The following is a 17,871-nucleotide window of genomic DNA, read 5'->3' as shown; positions in this document are numbered from 1 at the left end:
CCCCTGCAAAAATACTGCGTCGAAGCGCATGTTTTGCGCGCGCAATCCGCTTTGGGAATGCTAGGCTGAAGCCCTTTTGCAAGCTGGGCACCGACTCTGCGGTTGCCATTTCTCAAGGAGCTTAAGCATGACGACTCAACCAGGTTCGCCCGAAAAGAAAACCGCCTACTGGGGCGTTCCGTGGGAAGACGCCTATGGCTATGCGCAAGCGGTGCAGGTAGGTAACGACATCTACGTGTCCGGTCAACTCAGCCACGACAGCCATGGCAATCTGATCGCGCCAGCCGCGCTTGACGCGAACGGCAAGCCGAGCGACTTCTCCACCATGGAAGCCCAGATGCGTGCCACCTACGAGAACCTCGCCACCCTTCTCGGTCGATTCGGCGCAACGCTGGACAATGTCGTGGAAGAGACCGTCTACGTTCTCGATGTCGACGCGGCCTTCGCCGTGGCAGGCAAGGTCCGCAAGGCGGCATACGGCACAGAGCGCCCGCAATGTGCCAGCAACCTGATCGGCGTCTCCCGACTGGCCATGCCGCCGCAGTTGATCGAAATTGCCTGCAAGGCCGTGCTGAGTCCGACAGCAACGGCCTGAGGTCAGCGCCCGCGTGTGGTGACGTCGGGCAGCGGACGGCAATCGCTGCCATTCCAGCTCGCTGGAGATAGCGATACGCCGCCGCTTCTTCCCCAAGCACCGAAATATGGCGTGCAGCGGCGCGCGGGGTCCAGCGGCACGAACACTGCGGTGTCATCGTCGTAGATCTCCGCAACGAGACAATCCGACGGCGAGCCGGGATCGCAGGCGAGCGCCCGGCATTCGAGCACATGGCCGACGTGGTATGCCAGGCCTGCATCAATGCCGCGCCGGATCATGTAAGACACCCTGCGTTCAGTGCGCGGCAGCTTCTCCTGCACCGATGCCGGTTTCCGAGCGCAGTTCCTGCGCCTCGAATCCCGCCTTGTCGAGCAGGGCCCGTTTGGACCTGTCGGTGACCGAGAACAGCCAGATGCCGACGAATCCGATCGTCATCGAGAACAGTGCCGGCGAGGTGTAGGGGAACGGCGCGCTCTTGAAGTGGAACACGTCGACCCACACTGCCTGCGACAGTACGGTGAGTACCACCGCCGACAACAGGCCCAGGAAGCCACCGATCATCGCACCGCGTGTGGTGCAGCCCTTCCACAACACCGAGAGAAAGAGCACCGGGAAGTTGGCCGATGCCGCTACCGCAAACGCCAGTGACACCATGAACGCGATGTTCTGCTTCTCGAACACGATGCCCAGCACCACGGCAATGACGCCGAGCACAACCGTGGTGATCTTGGACACGCGCAACTCCATGGCACTGGTTGCCTTGCCGTGCTTGAAGACGGTCTGGTAGAGGTCGTGGGACACCGCCGAGGCGCCCGCCAGCGTCAGCCCTGCCACAACGGCCAGGATGGTCGCGAATGCCACGGCCGAGATAAAGCCCAGGAAGACGTTGCCACCCACCGCATTGGCCAGGTGAACGGCCGCCATGTTGACGCCGCCCAACAGCTTGCCGCTGCCATCCTGAAAACTGGCATTGGTACTCACCAGCACGATCGCACCAAAGCCGATGATGAACGTGAGGATGTAGAAATAGCCAATCCAGGTGGTCGCCCAGAACACCGACTTGCGGGCTTCCTTGGCATTGGGCACCGTGAAGAAGCGCATCAGGATGTGCGGCAGGCCGGCAGTGCCGAACATCAGCGCAATCCCGAACGAGATGGCCGATATCGGATCCTTGATGAAGTTGCCCGGACTCATGATGGAGTCCTTCTTCGCATGCACTTCTACCGCCTTGGCAAACAGCGCCTCAGGGCTGAAATGGAACTGGGCCAGCACCATGAACGCCATGAACGACGCGCCGCCCAGCAGCAGGCATGCCTTGATGATCTGTACCCATGTGGTGGCCGTCATGCCACCAAACAGCACGTAGATCATCATCAGCGCGCCCACGATGACAACTGCCACCCAGTACTCGAGCCCGAACAGCAACTTGATCAACTGGCCAGCCCCCACCATCTGCGCGATGAGATAGAACGCCACCACCACCAGCGTGCCGGATGCCGCGAACGCTCGGATGGGTGCCTGCTTGAATCGATACGCGGCCACGTCGGCAAACGTGAAGCGCCCCAGGTTGCGCAGCCGCTCGGCCATCAGGAACGTGATGATCGGCCACCCCACGAGAAAGCCGATCGAATAGATCAGCCCGTCATAGCCGCTGGTGTACACCGCTGCGGAAATCCCGAGGAAGGACGCTGCAGACATGAAGTCACCCGCGATGGCCAGACCGTTCTGGAAGCCGGTGATGCCACCGCCGGTGTAGAACGTGGCGGCGGATTTGGTCTTCTTGGCCGCCCACTTGGTGATGAACAGCGTACCGACCACAAACACCACGAACATGCCGATGGCCGTCCAGTTGGTGGCCTGTTTCACGGCCTGTCCCAAGTCTCCCCCGGCAGCGAAGACGCTGGCGGAAAGCAGCAGTGCGGCGGCGCCGAATACATGTCGAGACTTCATGCGACCTCCTGCTTGATGCGGTCGGTGAGGTCGTCGTACACGCGGTTGGCGTGCCACACGTAGAGTCCCGTGAGCAGCACGGTAAAAAGAATCACGAACAGCCCGATCGGCATGCCCCAGGTCATCACACCCTGCCCCACGCGTGCGGCCAGCAGTTCCTTGTCGAACGCAATGACCAGCACGTAGCCGTAGTACACCACGAGCATTACCGCCGTCAGCATCCATCCCAGCCGCCCACGCCGCCGCACCAGTTCACGATATTGCCGGCTGGCCTTCAACTTCATGATCAGATCGTCTTGCATCGTTGTCTCCTGCACATCCTTGCTTCACCACGCGGTACTTGCCGCATGGCCCGGAGACAAGGTACTGCGCCCCCCTTACCCTGTTCTTACACGGCTCGTGGATCGATTCGGGGTAAACGCCAATCTGCGTGGAGAACGGAGGCGCGCAGCGCATGGGACCCACTCGGTGGCGCCAATGTATGAAGCACGGTGACAGGACGAGGCCCGTCACATGGCCGCTTGGATACGACCCTTTCAATTGATCGCTATCAAACAGCTACAGGTTTTGGCGCACTAACGATTCCACAGTGGCTATCTTCACAAGGCAAAAGACGAGACACACAGAGTTGCTGCTGCCAAGGGGAGAGTTGCCATGTTGAGTGCCCACGAAATCGCCGCGTTGATGGTGCTGGGATCGCTGGGTTCGTGCCGCGATATCGACCCGCGCGACCTGGCCGCGCTTGCCACCCGCCGCCTGATCGACATGACCCACGCACCGGCCGCGTCGCCCGCGGTGCAACTGACCCCGGCCGGCTATCACGTGCTGGGCGCCGTGCACCGTACCTCCCCGGCGCGGTCGTCGCAGCGGAACGCGTAGCCATTGCGGCGCCAGAAAACCTGGAGCATCCAACACCGGGGGTCATTTTCTCCCCTATGTGCGTCATGCGTGGCTCCCAGGCGGGGAGGAAGGCTGGAGACGTCGCATGCCGCCACCCCGCGCCGCGCCCTTTCGCTCACATTTGCAGAATTTGCAGAATTGCCATTTGCGCGGTTGCAGCGGCATCGCACAATCTTTAGAATGCAAATCGTTCTCAATAACGCAGGGCGCCGTGGCGCCGCGACGGGATCGACGCCATGGCTGGGACAGAGGCTGCTTCAAGCGGCAGGCATGCAATCGCGAGCATTTACCGCAGTCACCATGGTTGGCTGCTCAACCTGCTATCGCGCAAGCTGGGCAACATGGAGTGCGCTGCCGATCTGGCGCACGATACGTTTGCACGCCTGATCCATGCGGGCGATGCGGCTTCGCTGCGGGAGCCGCGCGCCTATCTCACGACCGTTTCCACGAACCTGACCGCAGACTATTTTCGGCGGCAGGCGCTGGAGCGTGCCTATCTGGAAGCGCTCGCCTGCCTGCCCGAGCCCAGCGTCCCGTCGCCTGAGGATCGGGCGCTGATTCTCGAATCCCTGACCGCCATCAGTTGCGCGCTGGATCGCCTGCCCGCGCGGGTGCGCGATATTTTTCTGCTGTCGCAGGTCGATGGTCTGCCCTATCGGGACATTGCCGACGAGATGGGCATCACCGTCAATATGGTGCAGAAGGCGATGGCGAAAGCCTACGTGCAATGCTGTCGCGTGCTGCAACGATGATGGCACCACCCAGCGACGAAGTTCTGGAAGAAGCCGCGATGTGGCTGGTCACCTTTGAATCGGGTGAAGCCACCGTGGCCGACCAGGCGGCCTGTGCGCGCTGGCGTGTCGATGATCCCAGCCACGAAATGGCGTGGCAGATGATGACCGACACCATCGGTCAGCTTCGCCAGGGGCTGGTCGGTGTGCCGTCCGCCGTCGTGCGGCAGACCTTGCAGGCGGATACCCGCGTTCCCTCGCGCCGCCGCGCCCTCAAGGCGCTGGCGGGCATCGGTGCGCTTTCGCTCGCCGGGACCAGCGGATGGATGCTGACCCGGACCGCCGCCTATGACCGCATGGCTGCGGATCATTCCACAGGGCCAGGAGAAAGACGGACGCTGCGGCTATCCGATGGCTCCGTGGTCACGCTCAACACAGCGTCCGCCATCGATGTGGCATATGGCGCGCAGCATCGCCGGATTCGGCTCCGCGCAGGCGAGATCGAGGTGCATACCGCGCCAGACGCCCAGGGGCGCCCGCTGGTGGTTGCCACGCGATTCGGCACGATCACGCCGCTCGGCACGCGCTTCGTGGTGCGCGATGTGGCGACGGGCGATGCCTCGATCACGGTGGGTGTCACGGCCGGGGCCGTGCGTGTGATGTCGGAAGGCGGCGCGTCGTCGCGCATCGATGCGGGTCAGCAAATCAGCTTTGGTTCCCTCGCGGTGGGTGATCCCGCACCGATGGACCCCGCCATCCGGTCGTGGATCGACGGGATGCTGGTGGCGCGCCGCATGCCGCTGCCGGCTTTCGTGGCGGAACTTGCCCGCTATCGTCCCGGCCTGTTACGTTGCGATCCGGCGCTGGCCTCGCTCAGTGTCTCCGGCGCATTTCCCCTCGATGACACCGACGCGGCACTGGCGTTACTGGAGAACGCCCTGCCCGTGCGCACACGCTCGGTCACGCCGTACTGGGTAACAGTCGTCCCCCGCTAGCCCTGTGCCATCACGGCCCGCCGCACCCCGAATCATCCGAAGTCCTACGCCGCCTCAGTCATCGTGCCTCGTCGATCCGGTCGTCCCAGTTTCGTGAGCGCGCATCTCGCCGACGTGCTTCGCGCCAGCGTCATGGCCGCGTCCGTCGCGGCTGCGCTGACGATGGCGGGCAACGCCTGGGCGCAGACCGCTGCCGGCGCACGCTCGTTCTCGATCGGGCCCGGTCCGCTGGACGTGACCCTCGCCCGTTTCGGCAATGAAGCGGGGGTGCCGATCGCCGTCGATCCCGCGCTGACCGTGGGACTCGACAGTCCCGGCTTGCAGGGCACCTATACCGTCGAGGAAGCGCTGCGTGTGCTGCTCGCCGGCCAGCCGGTGGAGGCGGTGTCGAACCCCGGCGGGAGCTACTGGCTGCGCCCACGCACATTGCCCGCGCCCGCTACCGCCGAGACATCGGTGCCGATCCCGACCCTGACGCCGGTCATCGTCACGGGGGCGGCCGACGACATCGACCACTATCGCGCGCCGGCCGCGAGCCTGGGCGTGCTGGGAGACCGGCCCATCATCGAAGCGCCCTACAGCATCGAGGTGGTGACACGTGACCTGATGGATAACCAGCAGGCCGACTCGCTCGTGGACGCACTGAAGAACGATGCCTCGGTCACGCCGATCAGCAACAACATTGGCGGGCTCTCCTCGCAGATCGCGGTGCGCGGTGTGGGACTCGATCTCCTGAGCGGGCGCAAGGTTGACGGCCTCAATATCTTTAGCTGGAGCAGCGATCTGCCGCTTGAACACTTCGAGCAGATTCAGTTGCTCAAGGGCGCCAGTGGCTTCCTGTACGGCTTTGCGCAGCCGGGCGGGATCGTGAACTTCATCAGCAAGCGGCCGACCGATACCCCGCTGCGCAACGTGTTGACGTCCGTGACGGATAGCGGCACGTTCCTGCTAGGCGGCGATCTGGGCGGACGTTTCGGATCGGAAGACCGATTCGGCTATCGCGTCAATGTGGTGGGCGAGACCGGCGACAGCTACGTCAAGGACGGGGGGCGAGTCCAGCGCGGTTCCGCGTCGCTGGCGCTCGACTGGCGCATCCTGCCGAAGCTGGTCTGGCGCGCCGATGTGCTGGCCGTCGATCGCCAGGTCACCGCCTCGTCGACCTGGGGTATTTTTCCGAATGCCACGGGCAGCGACACGGATTTCGTCGTGGCGCAACCGCCGGCCGCCATCCCCGGCAGCAAGCGGATCTTCTCGCCATTCACGCGTTACGAAACGCGCTCGTGGGTGTACGGCACCGGCGTCGAATGGACCTTCGCCGACGACTGGCGTGCCAGCCTGCTCTATCGTGGCTCGGTGATGACCCGTGGCTATCTCAATGGCTCGATCTTTGCCAACGCGGCGGGCAACTACACGGAAGTCCAGTACGCCGGCACGGACCGCTTCGACACCGATGACGTCCGCGCGCTGGTGACGGGCAAGGTACGCACCGGGCCGGTCTCCCATGACCTGACCTTCGGACTGTCCTATGGCCGCATTCGCACCTTCTATTCGAGCGGCTCCACCTCGGCGGTGCTCGGCACGGGCAACCTGTCTCGCCCCGGCAATTTCCCGAATCCCGGCCTCACGGTTCCGCCTGCCGATGCGCTGGGCAGCGACACGATCCAGCGCGCGGTGTTCATCTCGGACACCGCCCATTTTGGCGATCACGTCGATGTGATCCTCGGCCTGCGGCACAACGGCCTCAAGGATACGGTCAACGGCTACGACAAGGGTGCCTATACGCCAACCGCCGCCGTCGTGCTGAAGCCGTCGCCGTGGCTCTCGGTCTACACCAGTTACGTCGAGGCCCTGGAGCAAGGCGCAACGGCGCCTCTGAGCGCGGCCAACGCGCAGGAGGTGTTCGCGCCGCTCAAGACAAAGCAGCTCGAGGCTGGCATCAAGGCCGAACGCGCCCGGTGGTCTGCCAGCGCCGCCCTATTCCGGATTCGGCGTGGCCTGACCTATACCGATGCCAACAATGTCTTCACCCAGAACGGGGAATCCCGCTACAACGGGCTGGAACTGCTGGCGAAGGCCCGCCTGACGTCGCGCTGGCAGGTGATCGGCAGTGTGATGTTCCTCGACGCCCGCAATGAGACCGCCACGGCGGGGCTGGCAGGCAAGTTTGTCGATGGCACGCCGCGGCAGCAGGCCAAGCTCTATTCGGAGTACCGGCTGGCCGATACCGGCTTCACGCTCACGGCCGGTGTCCAGTACTACGGGTCGCGGCCGATCGATGCGGCCAATACCGCGACCGTGGCGGGGTTCACGCTATTCGACGCGGGTCTGCGATACGAGACGCGTCTCGGCAGTACGCGCGCCATCGTCCGCTTCAACGTCGACAACATTGCCAACCGGGCGTATTGGCTGGCCAGCGCGTCCTACCTCACGCAGGGCGCACCCCGCACATTCAAGCTCGGCGCGCAGTTCGAGTTCTGACCGCACATCCTCGATGGCGAGATTCCGCAAAAAAGTTGGCGGATTCCGAAAGCTCGTCCGTCATACCTTGAGAAGCATCCAAAAAAGCAAAGCCATCCCGGATGGCAAGTTTTAAATGTATGTCCTTCGCGACATATTAGGAATGATTTGCATTTGTATTGGCATTTGCAACCAGGGAGACCAGCATGATGACGAGCGCCCCCGTAGCGACGCTTGCCGAGGTATTCATGGACAATCGCGCCCAACTGCGGCGGATTGCCCATGGCATTGTCAGGAGTCCCGAGACCGCTGAAGACATCCTCCAGGACGCCTGGATCCGCTTGTCGGATGGCGACCGGCTGGGCGAAGTCCAGCGTCCCTTCTGCTATTGCTGCCAGGTGGTACGGAACCTGGCGCTGGACCATTGCCGCCGGCAGAGCCTGGAATCGTCCTATCGCTGCTATGACATAGAGGTCGAGACACTGGAGTTGCCGTGCGCCACCTCGCCGCACAAGTCCTTCCAGGACTACGAGGTGCTCTGCGCGATCGATCGCGAACTGTCGAAGCTTCCCGCCCGCACGCGGCTGGCCCACGAGCTGTACCGCATCCAGGGCCTGACGCAGCGGCAGATTGCCGAACACCTGGGCTGTGCGCTCGGCCTCGTCAATGCGCTGCTGGCCGACGCGGCGCGGGCCATCGAGTCCTGCCGCACGCTGATGTACGCGGACTAACTCCGTGACGCGCTGCCCAGCTTCGTAAACGGCTGAAATGTTCCCGTGACAGGGCGTGGGCGACAACGCGTGCTTGACGTGTCAAAATTCCGCCACTTTGCTTCGTTTCGCTGGATCGGATTGGCACGCATGACACAACACAACGAGGATGCCGCCTGGGCAACGGCCTGGGCATGGGTGCAACGTGAGCATGATCGTGAGCGATTCAGCGACGATGCACGGGCCCGGATGATGGAATGGCTCGCGGCCGATCCCGCGCACCGGCGCGCCTATGACAAGGCCGCGCGGCTGTGGTTGCTGGCAGGGCTGGTGCCGCCGGTGAACGATCTCGACGGCGCACCCGAACCCTCGCCACCCGCCCCCTGGCCACGCGACGCCACGGAATAGAAAATGCCACCTGGACGGTGGCATTTCTTTATGCAGCAAGGCTTCGTTTCCGCATTACGCCATGATCGTCGCCGCGCGTCGCTCGCCATCGAAGGAGCGCCCTGATTGCCGCCCCGCTGCCTCCAGCGCCGTCGTGATTTCCCCCGTGCGGATCGCAGTCACCGACAGCAAGGTATCGCTGATGCCATGGCTGGTCTCGCACGCACCCTGCAGGAAGATCCCCGGCCGGAAGCCCGGTGTGGCGAGCACCCGGTAGTCACGGTCTACCGCGCATTCGCCCACCCATGGTTCGAGCTGCGCGAGGATCGAGCGATGCTGTTCGCGTGCATAGCCCGTGGCCAGCACCACGAGGTCATAGGGGTTCTGGCTCGCGCGGCCAGCATTGAGGTCGCGCAGATCGAGCCGGACGCTGTCGGTGTCGGCCTGCGCACCGCAGACTTCGTGGCGGCGCAGCAGACGGTGGCGTTGATCGCCGCGCACCCGTTGCTCGTAGAACACCTTGAAGATGCTCTCGATCAGTTCCAGGTCCGGACAGGCGTAGTTGGTATGCCAGAACTCGCGCAGCATGGCCTCGCGCTCGTCTTCGGGACGGTGGAACACGTGATCGACATAGTCTGCATTGAAGATCTCGTTCACGAATGGACTGTTGTCGGACGGCCGGATGGCATGCGCGCGCACCACGAGGTCGATCTGTGCTTCGGGGTAGCGGCCATGCAGATCCATGAACAACTCCGCGGCGCTCTGCCCTGCCCCGATCACGGCGATGCGCCGGGGCGCAGCGTGCTGCGCGATACGGCGCAGGTACTGGCTCGAATGGAGCACCCGAGCGTCGTCGCGCAACGCGCGGAAACTGTCTGGAATATTGGGGCTGCCGCCCACCCCCACCACCAGATTCCGGCCCAGGCGTTCGCGCGTTTCGCCGTCCGCGGTCCGGGATCGCACACGTAGCAGCGCCACTTCGCCGTCCCGGTGCTCGGGCGTCACCTCCACCACCTCCTCGCCATAGGCACATTGGCCCTGGAAATGGCTGGCTGCCCAGGACAGGTAGTCATTGAACTCGTGACGGCTCGGGAAAAACGTCTTGAGGTTGATGAAATCCTGCAGACGCCCCTTCTGATGCAGATAGCCGATGAACGTGAAGCGACTCGCGGGATTGCGCAGGGTGGCCAGATCCTTGAGGAAGGAAATCTGCATGTGCGAGTTGTCGAGCAGCATGTCCGGGTGCCACGCAAACGCCGGCTGCTTCTCGATGAAGAACGCATCGGGGCGCTGCTGCCCGGCACACTGCTCTTCCAGTGCGATGGCCAGCGCCACATTGGACGGCCCGAAGCCGACGCCAATCAGGTCATGAACTTGCATGGGAAGCCTTGGGCGATAGTGTTGTCGGATGGCCGACGTTATCGGCCGTGTCGTCTGACTGCGGCATCCAGAGCGCCTCGCCGAAAAAGCGCTCGCGTGGCAGCACGCCCAGCACAGCGCGTTTGTGGGGGAAATCGAACTCGCAGACCAGGTCGTAGCCGCAGCGCGACAGGCTCTTGCGCATTTTCGCGTTGTCCGCGCGCGGCTCGATGACCAGCCGCTGGGTGCGGCAATCGTCGAGAAACAGATAGTGCGAAATCGAAGGCATCCACGCCGTCAGCCACGATTTGCCGCGAAAGCCCGGCTCGCCCACCAGCACATGCCAGCCCCGGTCGTAGTCGGTGGCGTCGCAGAATGGCGCGATGCGGTCCTCGCGTGCCCAGTAGACCTCGAAGTATCCGAACGGCTCGCCATCGAAGCATCCGATCAACTGTGTGACATGTGGATCGGCATGCACGCGCTCCAGGTAGGCGCGTTGATGGTCGATGTCGCCTTCTTCCTGCCAGAAATGCGCCACGTCGGGATCGTTCATCCAGCGGTGCATGCGCGTCACGTCCTCGTCGATATCGAGCGCGCGGAACGTCAGCGTCTGGTCGAGCCAGGGGATATGGCGGGTGTAGACCACCCCGTCAGGCTTGGACGGCCGCAGCGGGTGGCGCGTGCCGGCGGTGGTGACGGGATATTGCGGAAATGGCTCGCACGGGGCATTCAGCCAGGGGCGAGCCCGCTGCCACTGCATGGCCGGATGTCCGGCAAGGGAGGAAGTGGTGTCGTTGTCTGGCACGGGCGTCGGACGTGATCGATAGGTAGCGCGGTCCGGCGCCATGGCAGCCGTCCGCGTGCATACCCCACAAGACGGGCGGCATGAAAAAATGTTCAGGCAACGTGACGCCGCATGGCACGGCCTGAACATTCCAGTTGGCCTCTCGTCTACACAGTATCCGGCGCCCATCGCCGCCCATTGCCGCCCAGCGCCGCCGCCGCGGCCATGCCTCGCCATGAATGCTTCTCGCAGTTCCGCCGCTGAAACCCTGAACCTGCTCAAGCCGTTTGCCCCGTGGATCGTGCTGTCCTCGGTCACCGGTATCACGGCGGGCGTGGCAACCGTAGCGCTGCTCTCGACCATCAATACGGTACTGAACCGCCCGGGCGGCATGGCCGGTGGACTGCTGCTGACGTTCGTGGGCCTCTGCGTGCTCGCATTGGCGGGCCGTGCGATCTCCGATATCTCCACCAATCTCGTGGGGCAGCGGCTCGTCGCCATGGTGCGCAAGGGGCTGGCCCGCAAGATCCTGGCCGCGCCCATCGATGCGCTGGAGCGCTACCGCACCCATCGCCTGATGCCGGTACTGACGCAGGACGTGGACATGATCAGCGATGTGGCCTTCAGTCTGTCGGCCACCGTGATCTCGATGGCGGTCGTGATGGGATGCCTCGGCTATCTGGCCTACCTGTCGCCCACACTGTTCGGCCTGCTGGTGGTGATGCTCGTGCTCGGCGCTGCGATCCAGACCCGCGCCATGGCACGCGGCATGGCGGGCTTCTGGCAGGCGCGCGACTACGAGGAGCAGTTGCACAAGAGCTATCGCGGCATCAGCGAAGGGGCCAAGGAACTGCGCATGCACCGGTCCCGCCGCATGGGGATACTCGATGGGCAGGTCGAACGGATCGTCGATGCCATCCGCGACATCAACCGCCGCGCGATCAATACCTATGTGCTGGCGATGGCCTTCGGCTCGGCGCTGTATTTCCTGCTGATTGCCGTGATCCTCGGCTGGGCAGCGTTCCGGCAGGTCGAGCCGCAGGTGCTGAGCGGATTCGTGCTGGTGCTGCTGTTCCTGAAAGGCCCGGTCGACCAGATCGTCGGCGCCCTGCCTGGTATCGGCCGCGCCAAGGTTGCGTTCTCGCGTATCGCGGATCTGTCGGCCCGCTTTGCCAACCCCGAACCCCACCTTGCATTGCAGCAGCCTCCGGCTCCGGTCAGGTTCGACCAGTCGATCGCGCTGCGCGGCATCGGCTATGCCTTCGATGCGCCCGAGGGCAAGACGGCCTTCGTACTCGGCCCCATCGATCTGGATCTACATCCGGGCGAACTGGTGTTTGTCGTCGGCGACAACGGGTCAGGCAAGACCACCCTTATCAAGCTACTGCTCGGTCTCTACGCCCCCCACTCCGGCCAGATTCTGCTAGACGGCACGCCTGTCACCGCCGAGACGCGCGACGACTACCGGCAGTTGTTCACCACCGTGTTCTCCGATTTCTACCTGTTCGAGGATCTGGTCGCGCCCGGTGACGGCGGCGCCGTCTTGCCCGAAGCGGCGCGCCCCTATCTGGAACGGCTCGAGATTGCCCACAAGGTCAGCGTCGAAGGCGGCGTGTTCAGTACCGTTGACCTGTCTACCGGGCAACGCAAGCGCCTGGCGCTGGTTCACGCGTATCTGGAGGGGCGTCCCGTGCTGGTCTTCGACGAATGGGCAGCCGATCAGGACCCCACCTTCCGGCAACTGTTCTATACCGAACTGCTGCCCGAACTTCGAGACCGGGGTCATCTCGTCATTGTGATCTCGCACGATGACCGCTATTTCCCGCTGGCTGACCGCGTCATCCACATGCAGGCGGGCCGCATCCGCGCCATCGACGTGCCTGCGCGCAGCACTGCGGGGGACAACGAGGCCGTTACCGCGTGACGCGACGCGCCCTGACACCGGCCAGCGGCGACGAGCCGCTGAAGGAGGCGCTGCGCCGCGCCCAGCTCAAGCCGACGGTCCAGATGGTGGCCACCCTCCGCGTGCTCGCACGGGCCGAAGGCGAGTGGCTCGGCGGCGAGGATATCTATCGCCAGTTGATGATGAGCGGACAGCCCGTCTCGCTTGCCACGATCTATCGCGTCGTGAAGAAGCTCGTGAGCTGCGGCATTGTGGTGCGCATGTGGCAAGAGCAGTACGGCAGCCGGCGCGCGCTGTATTGCCAGCGCGCCGACGAACCCGCGCCGGCCGGGCTGCCGCCTGGCGGACTGCGCATTCGCGACAGCGATGCGAACGTGTGGATTCCAGTTGGTGACAAGAACAAATGCGAGATCCTGCTCGACGCCCTGCGGCAATGCGGCATTTCGCCCGGCCATCGTTGTGAAATAGAAATCGACGGAATGCCTGATTTGCATCCCGCCAAGCATGAGGAGCCGCAGTGTTGAAGGGCAGTCCTGCACGGCGCACACGCATGAAGCGTTGGGCGACGCTGATCGCCGGTGTGGCCATTGCAAGTGCGGTCGCTGCGGTCATGGCGCGGAGCAAGGAGACGCCGCCCGCGTCGGCGCCGGTCAGTGTGGAGACGCTTGAATCCAAAGTCACGGCACTCGGCATGATCCAGCCGCGCCGCTATGTGGATGTCGGCGCGCAGGTATCCGGACAGATCCAGAAGATCCTGGTCCAGCCAGGCGATGTGGTACGCCAGGGGCAGTTGCTCGTGGAAATCGACCCCAGCGTGCAGCAGGCCACCGTGGATGCGGGACGCGCGGCACTGGCGGCGTTACGCGCCCAATTGTCCGGCAATCAGGCCCAGTACAGGCTGGCCGCGCAGCAGCATGCGCGGCAGCGGAAGCTGGCCAGCGCCGACGCCACGCGCGAGGAAGACATACAGGCCGCCGAGGCCGCGCTGGCGCTGGCCGACGCCAATATCCGAAACCTCCAGGCGCAGATCGCGCAGACGCAGGCCACCCTCAAGGCTGATGAAGCCCGGCTGGGCTACACGCGGATCTATGCGCCGCTGGCCGGCACCGTGGTGTCGATCGATGCACGCGAAGGCCAGACGCTCAACGCCACCTACCAGACGCCCAACGTGATGCGCGTGGCGGACCTGGGCACGATGACGGTCTGGTCCGAGGTCTCCGAGGCCGATGTCCGGCGGGTCAAGCCAGGCATGCCGGTCTACTTCACCACGCTCGGCGGCGAGGGACGCCGCTGGCACGGCAGCGTGCGGCAGGTGCTGCCTGCCCCGCCCCCACCTCCTGAAAAGGCATCGGGCGACAACGCCGCGACGCCGGCCAAGGCGGGCGGACGGGTGATTGTCTATACCGCCCTGTTCGACGTGGACAATGCCGATGGCGAACTGATGCCGCAGATGACGGCGCAAGTGGCATTCGTCGAGGCCAGTGCAAGAGACGCCATCGTCGTGCCGGTTGCTGCATTGGCACCCGCCGAAGGACGCGGCCGCTCGGTGGCTCGCGTGCTGCGCGCCGATGGCGGCATCGAGCGGCGCGAAGTCGAGACCGGTGTCCGTAGCCGCTTCCAGGTGCAGGTGCTCAAAGGGCTGTCTCCCGGCGAGCGCGTACTGGTGCAACAGTCCACGGGCGAGGCGGAGCCCAGTTCGTGATGGCTGGATCGCCCACACCGCTGATATCGTTGCGGGATATCCGCAAGACCTATGGCAATCGCAACGGCGCGCCGGCCACCGATGTGCTGCGCGGTATCTCGCTCGATATCCACGCGGGCGAGTTCGTGGCGATCGTTGGCGCATCGGGGTCGGGCAAGTCCACGCTGATGAATATCCTGGGCTGCCTCGACCGGCCCAGCGCTGGCCAGTACCTGTTCGAAGGGCAGGACGTGTCCGGTTTCGATGCCGATGCGCTGGCGTGGCTGCGCCGCGAGGCATTCGGCTTTGTGTTCCAGGGCTATCACCTTGTCCCCAGCGAGTCCGCGCGCGAGAACGTCGAGATCCCGGCGCTGTACGCGGGCATGCCAGACGCTGCACGCTGTGCGCGCGCCACGGCGCTGCTGGAGCGGCTGGACATGGGGGCTCGCGTCAATCATCGGCCTAACCAGTTGTCGGGCGGACAGCAGCAGCGCGTGGCCATCGCGCGTGCGCTGATGAACGGCGGCCGCATCGTGCTGGCCGACGAGCCCACGGGCGCGCTCGACAGCAGGAGCGGCGCCGAGGTCATGGCGCTGTTGCGCGAACTGGCCGCCGAAGGCCACACGATCATCCTGATCACCCACGACCGCGAGATCGCCAGCCGCGCACGTCGCGTCATCGAGGTGCGCGATGGGCAGGTCATTGCCGACTCCGGTGCCGTGGCGCCTGAATCGCCGCGTGAGCCGCTGCCGGGGGCTTCCGCGCACGGACACGCGAGCCTGGTCACCGATCTGCGCGAGGCCATGCGCGCTGCATGGCGCGTGATGTGGGGAAACCGTTTCCGTACGGGCCTGACCTTGCTTGGCATCGTGATTGGCGTGGCATCGGTCATCGTGATGCTGGCCGTTGGCAGCGGTTCGCAGAACAAGGTCATGCAGGAACTGGAAACGTTCGGATCGCGGACCATGTTCGTCGCGGCCAATCCGGCATCGTCGCGCGAACGTGGCACGCCGCTGACGCTCGACGATGTGCGCACCATTGCCGAAACGCCCAATGTGGAGGCCGTGGCGCCCTATATCGAGAATCGGGTGGTCGTGCGCCGGGGCGGCGTCGATCACAATACCGAAGGCGGCGGCGCCACGGGCGCCTTCGTCAAGGTGCTGCGCTGGCCGGTGGTGGCGGGCAGCATGTTCGATTCCGCCGATGAAGCCCGCACCGCCAAGGTGGCCGTGATCGGCGAAACCGTGCGCAAGCGGCTGTTCGCGGATGGCAGCAACCCACTCGGCCAGGACATCCTCGTCGACAAGGTGCCTTTCGAGGTGGTGGGCGTACTGGGTTCCAAGGGATCGACCGGTGGCGAAGATCAGGACGACCGCGTGCTGGTGCCGCTCTCTTCCGCCATCGCCCGTCTGTTTGGGCAACCCAACCCGACCTGGATCGCCGTGGAGATCCGCAATCTGGATCGCGCCACCGAGACCGCCGCCGAGATCGAGGCGCGCCTTGCCACGGCCCGTCGGGCCCGCGACGTGCGGATCTGGAACCAGGCGGAAGCAATTCGCGTGCAGTCCGCCACGGCGCGGACGATGACGGTGATGCTCGGGCTGATCGCTGCGGTGTCGCTGGTGGTCGGTGGCATCGGCGTGATGAACGTGATGCTGATGACCGTGCGCGAGCGCAAGCGCGAGATCGGCATTCGCATGGCCACCGGCGCGCGGCAGCGCGACATCCTGCGCCAGTTCATGGCCGAATCGATGCTGGTCACCGCCGTGGGCGGTGGTGTGGGCGTGGCGATCGGACTCGTGACCGTCGCAGCCATGGCGCTGGCTGGCGTTCCGGTTACCTATTCCCCTGCCGCGTGCGCACTGGCGTTTGGCTTCGCGGTACTCACGGGTCTGGTGTTCGGCTACACGCCCGCACGCGGCGCCGCGCGGCTTGACCCGGTCGTGGCGCTGGCAGGCGACTGACATGATCGAATTTCCTCACTGCGGCTGGAGAAGCCTTTCACGCGTGTCGTACCTGCTTGGCGTCATGGTCCTGGGCGGTTGCGCCATCCATGGCGATCCCGCCCCGCGCGCAGTGGCCGTGCCGGCCGCATGGCATGCCACGTCCAAACAGGTGGGCAACGATGTGACGGACGCCTGGTGGCGAAGCTTCGGCAGTGTGGAACTCGACGCGCTGGTGGCACGCGCCGGCCAGCAGAGCCTGGACCTTGCCGAAGCGGCCGCACGGATGCAGGAGGCGCAGGCACTGGCGCGTATCGCTGGCGCATCGATGTGGCCGTCGCTGTCGGCTGACGGCAGTGCTTCTCGCCAGGGACGGCTCGGCGGCAGCAACAATGTGGCCGGCAATGCATGGCAACTGGGCTTCGTGGCGAACTACGAGGTGGATCTCTGGGGCCGACTGGCCGCGTTGCGCGAAACGGCCGGCCGGGAAGTGCAGGCATCTGCGTTCGACCTCGATACCGTGCGGCTGACCGTCACCGCCAATGTGGCGTCGGCATGGGTCCAGCGGCAGGCCACACGCGAGCGTATCGCCATCGGCGAACAGAACCTCGCGAGCGCCGATCGCGTGCTGCGGCTGGTCGAGGCCCGCCGCCATGCCGGCGCCGCGCTGCAACTGGAACTGGCCCAGCAACGCGCACTCGTGGCGGCACAGCGCCGCACCATCGAGGCACTGCGCCAGCAACAGGACGCATTGAACATGGCGATCGCGGCCCTGCTTGGCGAAGTCGTACCGCTGCCGCCTTCGACAGATGCCACGCTCGCCACGCTGCAGTTGCCCGACATCACGCCCGATACGCCATCGTCGCTGCTCGCCCGCCGGCCCGACATCGCCGCCGCCGAAGCCCGGCTGGCCGCCGCCGATGCCAATCTCGACGCCGCGCGTGCGGCACTGTTTCCGACTGTCAGCCTTGGCGCCGGTCTTGGTTTTGCCGGCACCACGCTCGGCACGTTGTTCAGCGGCCCGGCCTATACGCTGGCCGCCGCGCTGGCCGCGCCGATCTTTGACGGCGGCCGGCTGGCCGGTCAACGCGACCTCGCCGCGGCACAGCGCACCGGCCAGCTGGTGCGCTACCGCGCCACCATCGTCAACGCCTTCGCCGACGCAGAGACTGCGCTGAGCAATGTCAATGGCGCAGACGCCCAGGCACGGGAACAGGCCGAAGAACTCACGCAATCCGAACGGGCCGTATCCCTCGCCGAATCCCGCTACCGCGCAGGCGCCGACACCTTGCTCAACCTGCTGATCAGCCAGCGCAGCTACTACACGGCGCAGGACCAGGCCGTGCAACGGCTGGAGGCACGGTTGCTGGCCCGTGTGGGGGTGTACCGGGCGCTGGGCGGCGGGTGGGGGACGATGCGGTAGACGTTGCGGTTTGTCTTACCCCCCTCTCCTGCAACGCGGGAGAGGGGGGCGCA

The 17,871-nt window shown here is 65.0% G+C and carries 17 protein-coding genes; 12 read left to right on the top strand and 5 right to left on the bottom strand.

Annotated elements, in window-relative coordinates:
- Positions 1-127 precede the first annotated feature (127 nt).
- The gene (locus tag GA566_RS05720; RefSeq protein ID WP_160471987.1) at positions 128-595 is read left to right on the top strand and encodes a Rid family hydrolase; all 468 of its coding nucleotides are present in this window, start codon (positions 128-130) and stop codon (positions 593-595) included.
- A 2-nt stretch (positions 596-597) separates the two neighbouring features.
- On the opposite strand, the gene GA566_RS32860 is transcribed toward GA566_RS05720, so the two are convergent.
- From GA566_RS32860 to GA566_RS05705, 3 genes are read right to left on the bottom strand one after another with little or no spacing between them, the layout of a single operon-like run.
- Positions 598-882 carry a hypothetical protein gene (locus GA566_RS32860; protein ID WP_202126664.1) on the bottom strand — a complete coding sequence of 95 codons (285 nt, stop codon included), beginning with the start codon at positions 880-882 and terminating at the stop codon, positions 598-600.
- Between the two features lie 7 nt (positions 883-889).
- Entirely contained in the window at positions 890-2,545 is a 1,656-nt protein-coding gene (locus tag GA566_RS05710) for a cation acetate symporter (RefSeq protein WP_160471985.1), read from the bottom strand.
- On the bottom strand, positions 2,542-2,847 hold the full coding sequence (locus tag GA566_RS05705; RefSeq protein ID WP_137926579.1) for a DUF485 domain-containing protein: 306 nt from the start codon (positions 2,845-2,847) through the stop codon (positions 2,542-2,544). The genes GA566_RS05710 and GA566_RS05705 overlap by 4 nt, the downstream gene beginning before the upstream one ends.
- 352 nt (positions 2,848-3,199) lie before the next feature.
- Between GA566_RS05705 and GA566_RS05700 the strand changes: the two genes are divergently transcribed.
- From GA566_RS05700 to GA566_RS05675, 6 genes are all read left to right on the top strand, one after another.
- Complete coding sequence (locus GA566_RS05700) at positions 3,200-3,424, top strand: hypothetical protein (protein ID WP_160471983.1); 225 nt, start codon at positions 3,200-3,202, stop codon at positions 3,422-3,424.
- Positions 3,425-3,681: 257 nt separating this feature from the next.
- Positions 3,682-4,197 (top strand): sigma-70 family RNA polymerase sigma factor, encoded by a 516-nt coding sequence (locus tag GA566_RS05695; RefSeq protein WP_160471982.1) that lies wholly within the window; start codon positions 3,682-3,684, stop codon positions 4,195-4,197.
- Positions 4,173-5,171, top strand: coding sequence for a FecR domain-containing protein (locus GA566_RS05690; RefSeq protein ID WP_160471980.1), 999 nt, complete (start codon positions 4,173-4,175; stop codon positions 5,169-5,171). Before GA566_RS05695 ends, GA566_RS05690 begins: the two co-directional genes overlap by 25 nt.
- 93 nt (positions 5,172-5,264) lie before the next feature.
- Positions 5,265-7,649: a TonB-dependent receptor gene (locus tag GA566_RS05685; RefSeq protein WP_160471978.1), complete on the top strand. Its 2,385-nt coding sequence runs from the start codon at positions 5,265-5,267 to the stop codon at positions 7,647-7,649.
- A gap of 185 nt (positions 7,650-7,834) precedes the next feature.
- The gene (locus tag GA566_RS05680; protein ID WP_137926584.1) at positions 7,835-8,359 is read left to right on the top strand and encodes a sigma-70 family RNA polymerase sigma factor; all 525 of its coding nucleotides are present in this window, start codon (positions 7,835-7,837) and stop codon (positions 8,357-8,359) included.
- 129 nt (positions 8,360-8,488) lie between these two features.
- Positions 8,489-8,746, top strand: a complete 258-nt coding sequence (locus GA566_RS05675; protein ID WP_137926585.1) for a DUF4880 domain-containing protein — start codon at positions 8,489-8,491, stop codon at positions 8,744-8,746.
- Between the two features lie 54 nt (positions 8,747-8,800).
- On the opposite strand, the gene GA566_RS05670 is transcribed toward GA566_RS05675, so the two are convergent.
- Positions 8,801-10,105: a lysine N(6)-hydroxylase/L-ornithine N(5)-oxygenase family protein gene (locus tag GA566_RS05670; protein ID WP_137926586.1), complete on the bottom strand. Its 1,305-nt coding sequence runs from the start codon at positions 10,103-10,105 to the stop codon at positions 8,801-8,803.
- Positions 10,092-10,931 (bottom strand): GNAT family N-acetyltransferase, encoded by an 840-nt coding sequence (locus GA566_RS05665; RefSeq protein WP_370459270.1) that lies wholly within the window; start codon positions 10,929-10,931, stop codon positions 10,092-10,094. The genes GA566_RS05670 and GA566_RS05665 overlap by 14 nt, the downstream gene beginning before the upstream one ends.
- A gap of 172 nt (positions 10,932-11,103) precedes the next feature.
- Here GA566_RS05665 and GA566_RS05660 point away from each other — a divergent pair, with 172 nt between their 5' ends.
- The 5 genes from GA566_RS05660 to GA566_RS05640 are packed head-to-tail and all read left to right on the top strand — an operon-like array spanning position 11,104 to position 17,818.
- Positions 11,104-12,792 carry a cyclic peptide export ABC transporter gene (locus tag GA566_RS05660; RefSeq protein ID WP_160471975.1) on the top strand — a complete coding sequence of 563 codons (1,689 nt, stop codon included), beginning with the start codon at positions 11,104-11,106 and terminating at the stop codon, positions 12,790-12,792.
- Entirely contained in the window at positions 12,789-13,295 is a 507-nt protein-coding gene (locus GA566_RS05655) for a transcriptional repressor (RefSeq protein WP_160471973.1), read from the top strand. The genes GA566_RS05660 and GA566_RS05655 overlap by 4 nt, the downstream gene beginning before the upstream one ends.
- Positions 13,296-13,321: 26 nt before the next feature.
- A complete protein-coding gene (locus GA566_RS05650; protein ID WP_160471971.1) occupies positions 13,322-14,473 on the top strand; it encodes an efflux RND transporter periplasmic adaptor subunit in 1,152 nt (383 codons plus the stop codon).
- Complete coding sequence (locus tag GA566_RS05645) at positions 14,473-16,416, top strand: MacB family efflux pump subunit (protein ID WP_160471970.1); 1,944 nt, start codon at positions 14,473-14,475, stop codon at positions 16,414-16,416. The genes GA566_RS05650 and GA566_RS05645 overlap by 1 nt, the downstream gene beginning before the upstream one ends.
- Before the next feature lies 1 nt (position 16,417).
- The gene (locus GA566_RS05640; RefSeq protein WP_160471968.1) at positions 16,418-17,818 is read left to right on the top strand and encodes an efflux transporter outer membrane subunit; all 1,401 of its coding nucleotides are present in this window, start codon (positions 16,418-16,420) and stop codon (positions 17,816-17,818) included.
- Positions 17,819-17,871 lie beyond the last annotated feature (53 nt).

It is taken from the genome of Cupriavidus sp. SW-Y-13, assembly GCF_009793345.1.
GTDB lineage: Bacteria > Pseudomonadota > Gammaproteobacteria > Burkholderiales > Burkholderiaceae > Cupriavidus.
This window is presented reverse-complemented; position numbering and strand designations above follow the sequence as displayed.

What these genes read in the sequence shown, in the direction of transcription:
- GA566_RS05720 (WP_160471987.1), top strand. Translation starts at nt 128, where the DNA reads ATGACGACTCAACCAGGTTCGCCCGAAAAGAAAACCGCCTACTGGGGC.
- GA566_RS05710 (WP_160471985.1), bottom strand. Translation starts at nt 2,545, where the DNA reads ATGAAGTCTCGACATGTATTCGGCGCCGCCGCACTGCTGCTTTCCGCC.
- GA566_RS05705 (WP_137926579.1), bottom strand. Translation starts at nt 2,847, where the DNA reads ATGCAAGACGATCTGATCATGAAGTTGAAGGCCAGCCGGCAATATCGT.
- GA566_RS05700 (WP_160471983.1), top strand. Translation starts at nt 3,200, where the DNA reads ATGTTGAGTGCCCACGAAATCGCCGCGTTGATGGTGCTGGGATCGCTG.
- GA566_RS05695 (WP_160471982.1), top strand. Translation starts at nt 3,682, where the DNA reads ATGGCTGGGACAGAGGCTGCTTCAAGCGGCAGGCATGCAATCGCGAGC.
- GA566_RS05690 (WP_160471980.1), top strand. Translation starts at nt 4,173, where the DNA reads ATGCTGTCGCGTGCTGCAACGATGATGGCACCACCCAGCGACGAAGTT.
- GA566_RS05680 (WP_137926584.1), top strand. Translation starts at nt 7,835, where the DNA reads ATGATGACGAGCGCCCCCGTAGCGACGCTTGCCGAGGTATTCATGGAC.
- GA566_RS05675 (WP_137926585.1), top strand. Translation starts at nt 8,489, where the DNA reads ATGACACAACACAACGAGGATGCCGCCTGGGCAACGGCCTGGGCATGG.
- GA566_RS05670 (WP_137926586.1), bottom strand. Translation starts at nt 10,105, where the DNA reads ATGCAAGTTCATGACCTGATTGGCGTCGGCTTCGGGCCGTCCAATGTG.
- GA566_RS05665 (WP_370459270.1), bottom strand. Translation starts at nt 10,931, where the DNA reads ATGGCGCCGGACCGCGCTACCTATCGATCACGTCCGACGCCCGTGCCA.
- GA566_RS05660 (WP_160471975.1), top strand. Translation starts at nt 11,104, where the DNA reads ATGAATGCTTCTCGCAGTTCCGCCGCTGAAACCCTGAACCTGCTCAAG.
- GA566_RS05650 (WP_160471971.1), top strand. Translation starts at nt 13,322, where the DNA reads ATGAAGCGTTGGGCGACGCTGATCGCCGGTGTGGCCATTGCAAGTGCG.
- GA566_RS05645 (WP_160471970.1), top strand. Translation starts at nt 14,473, where the DNA reads ATGGCTGGATCGCCCACACCGCTGATATCGTTGCGGGATATCCGCAAG.
- GA566_RS05640 (WP_160471968.1), top strand. Translation starts at nt 16,418, where the DNA reads ATGATCGAATTTCCTCACTGCGGCTGGAGAAGCCTTTCACGCGTGTCG.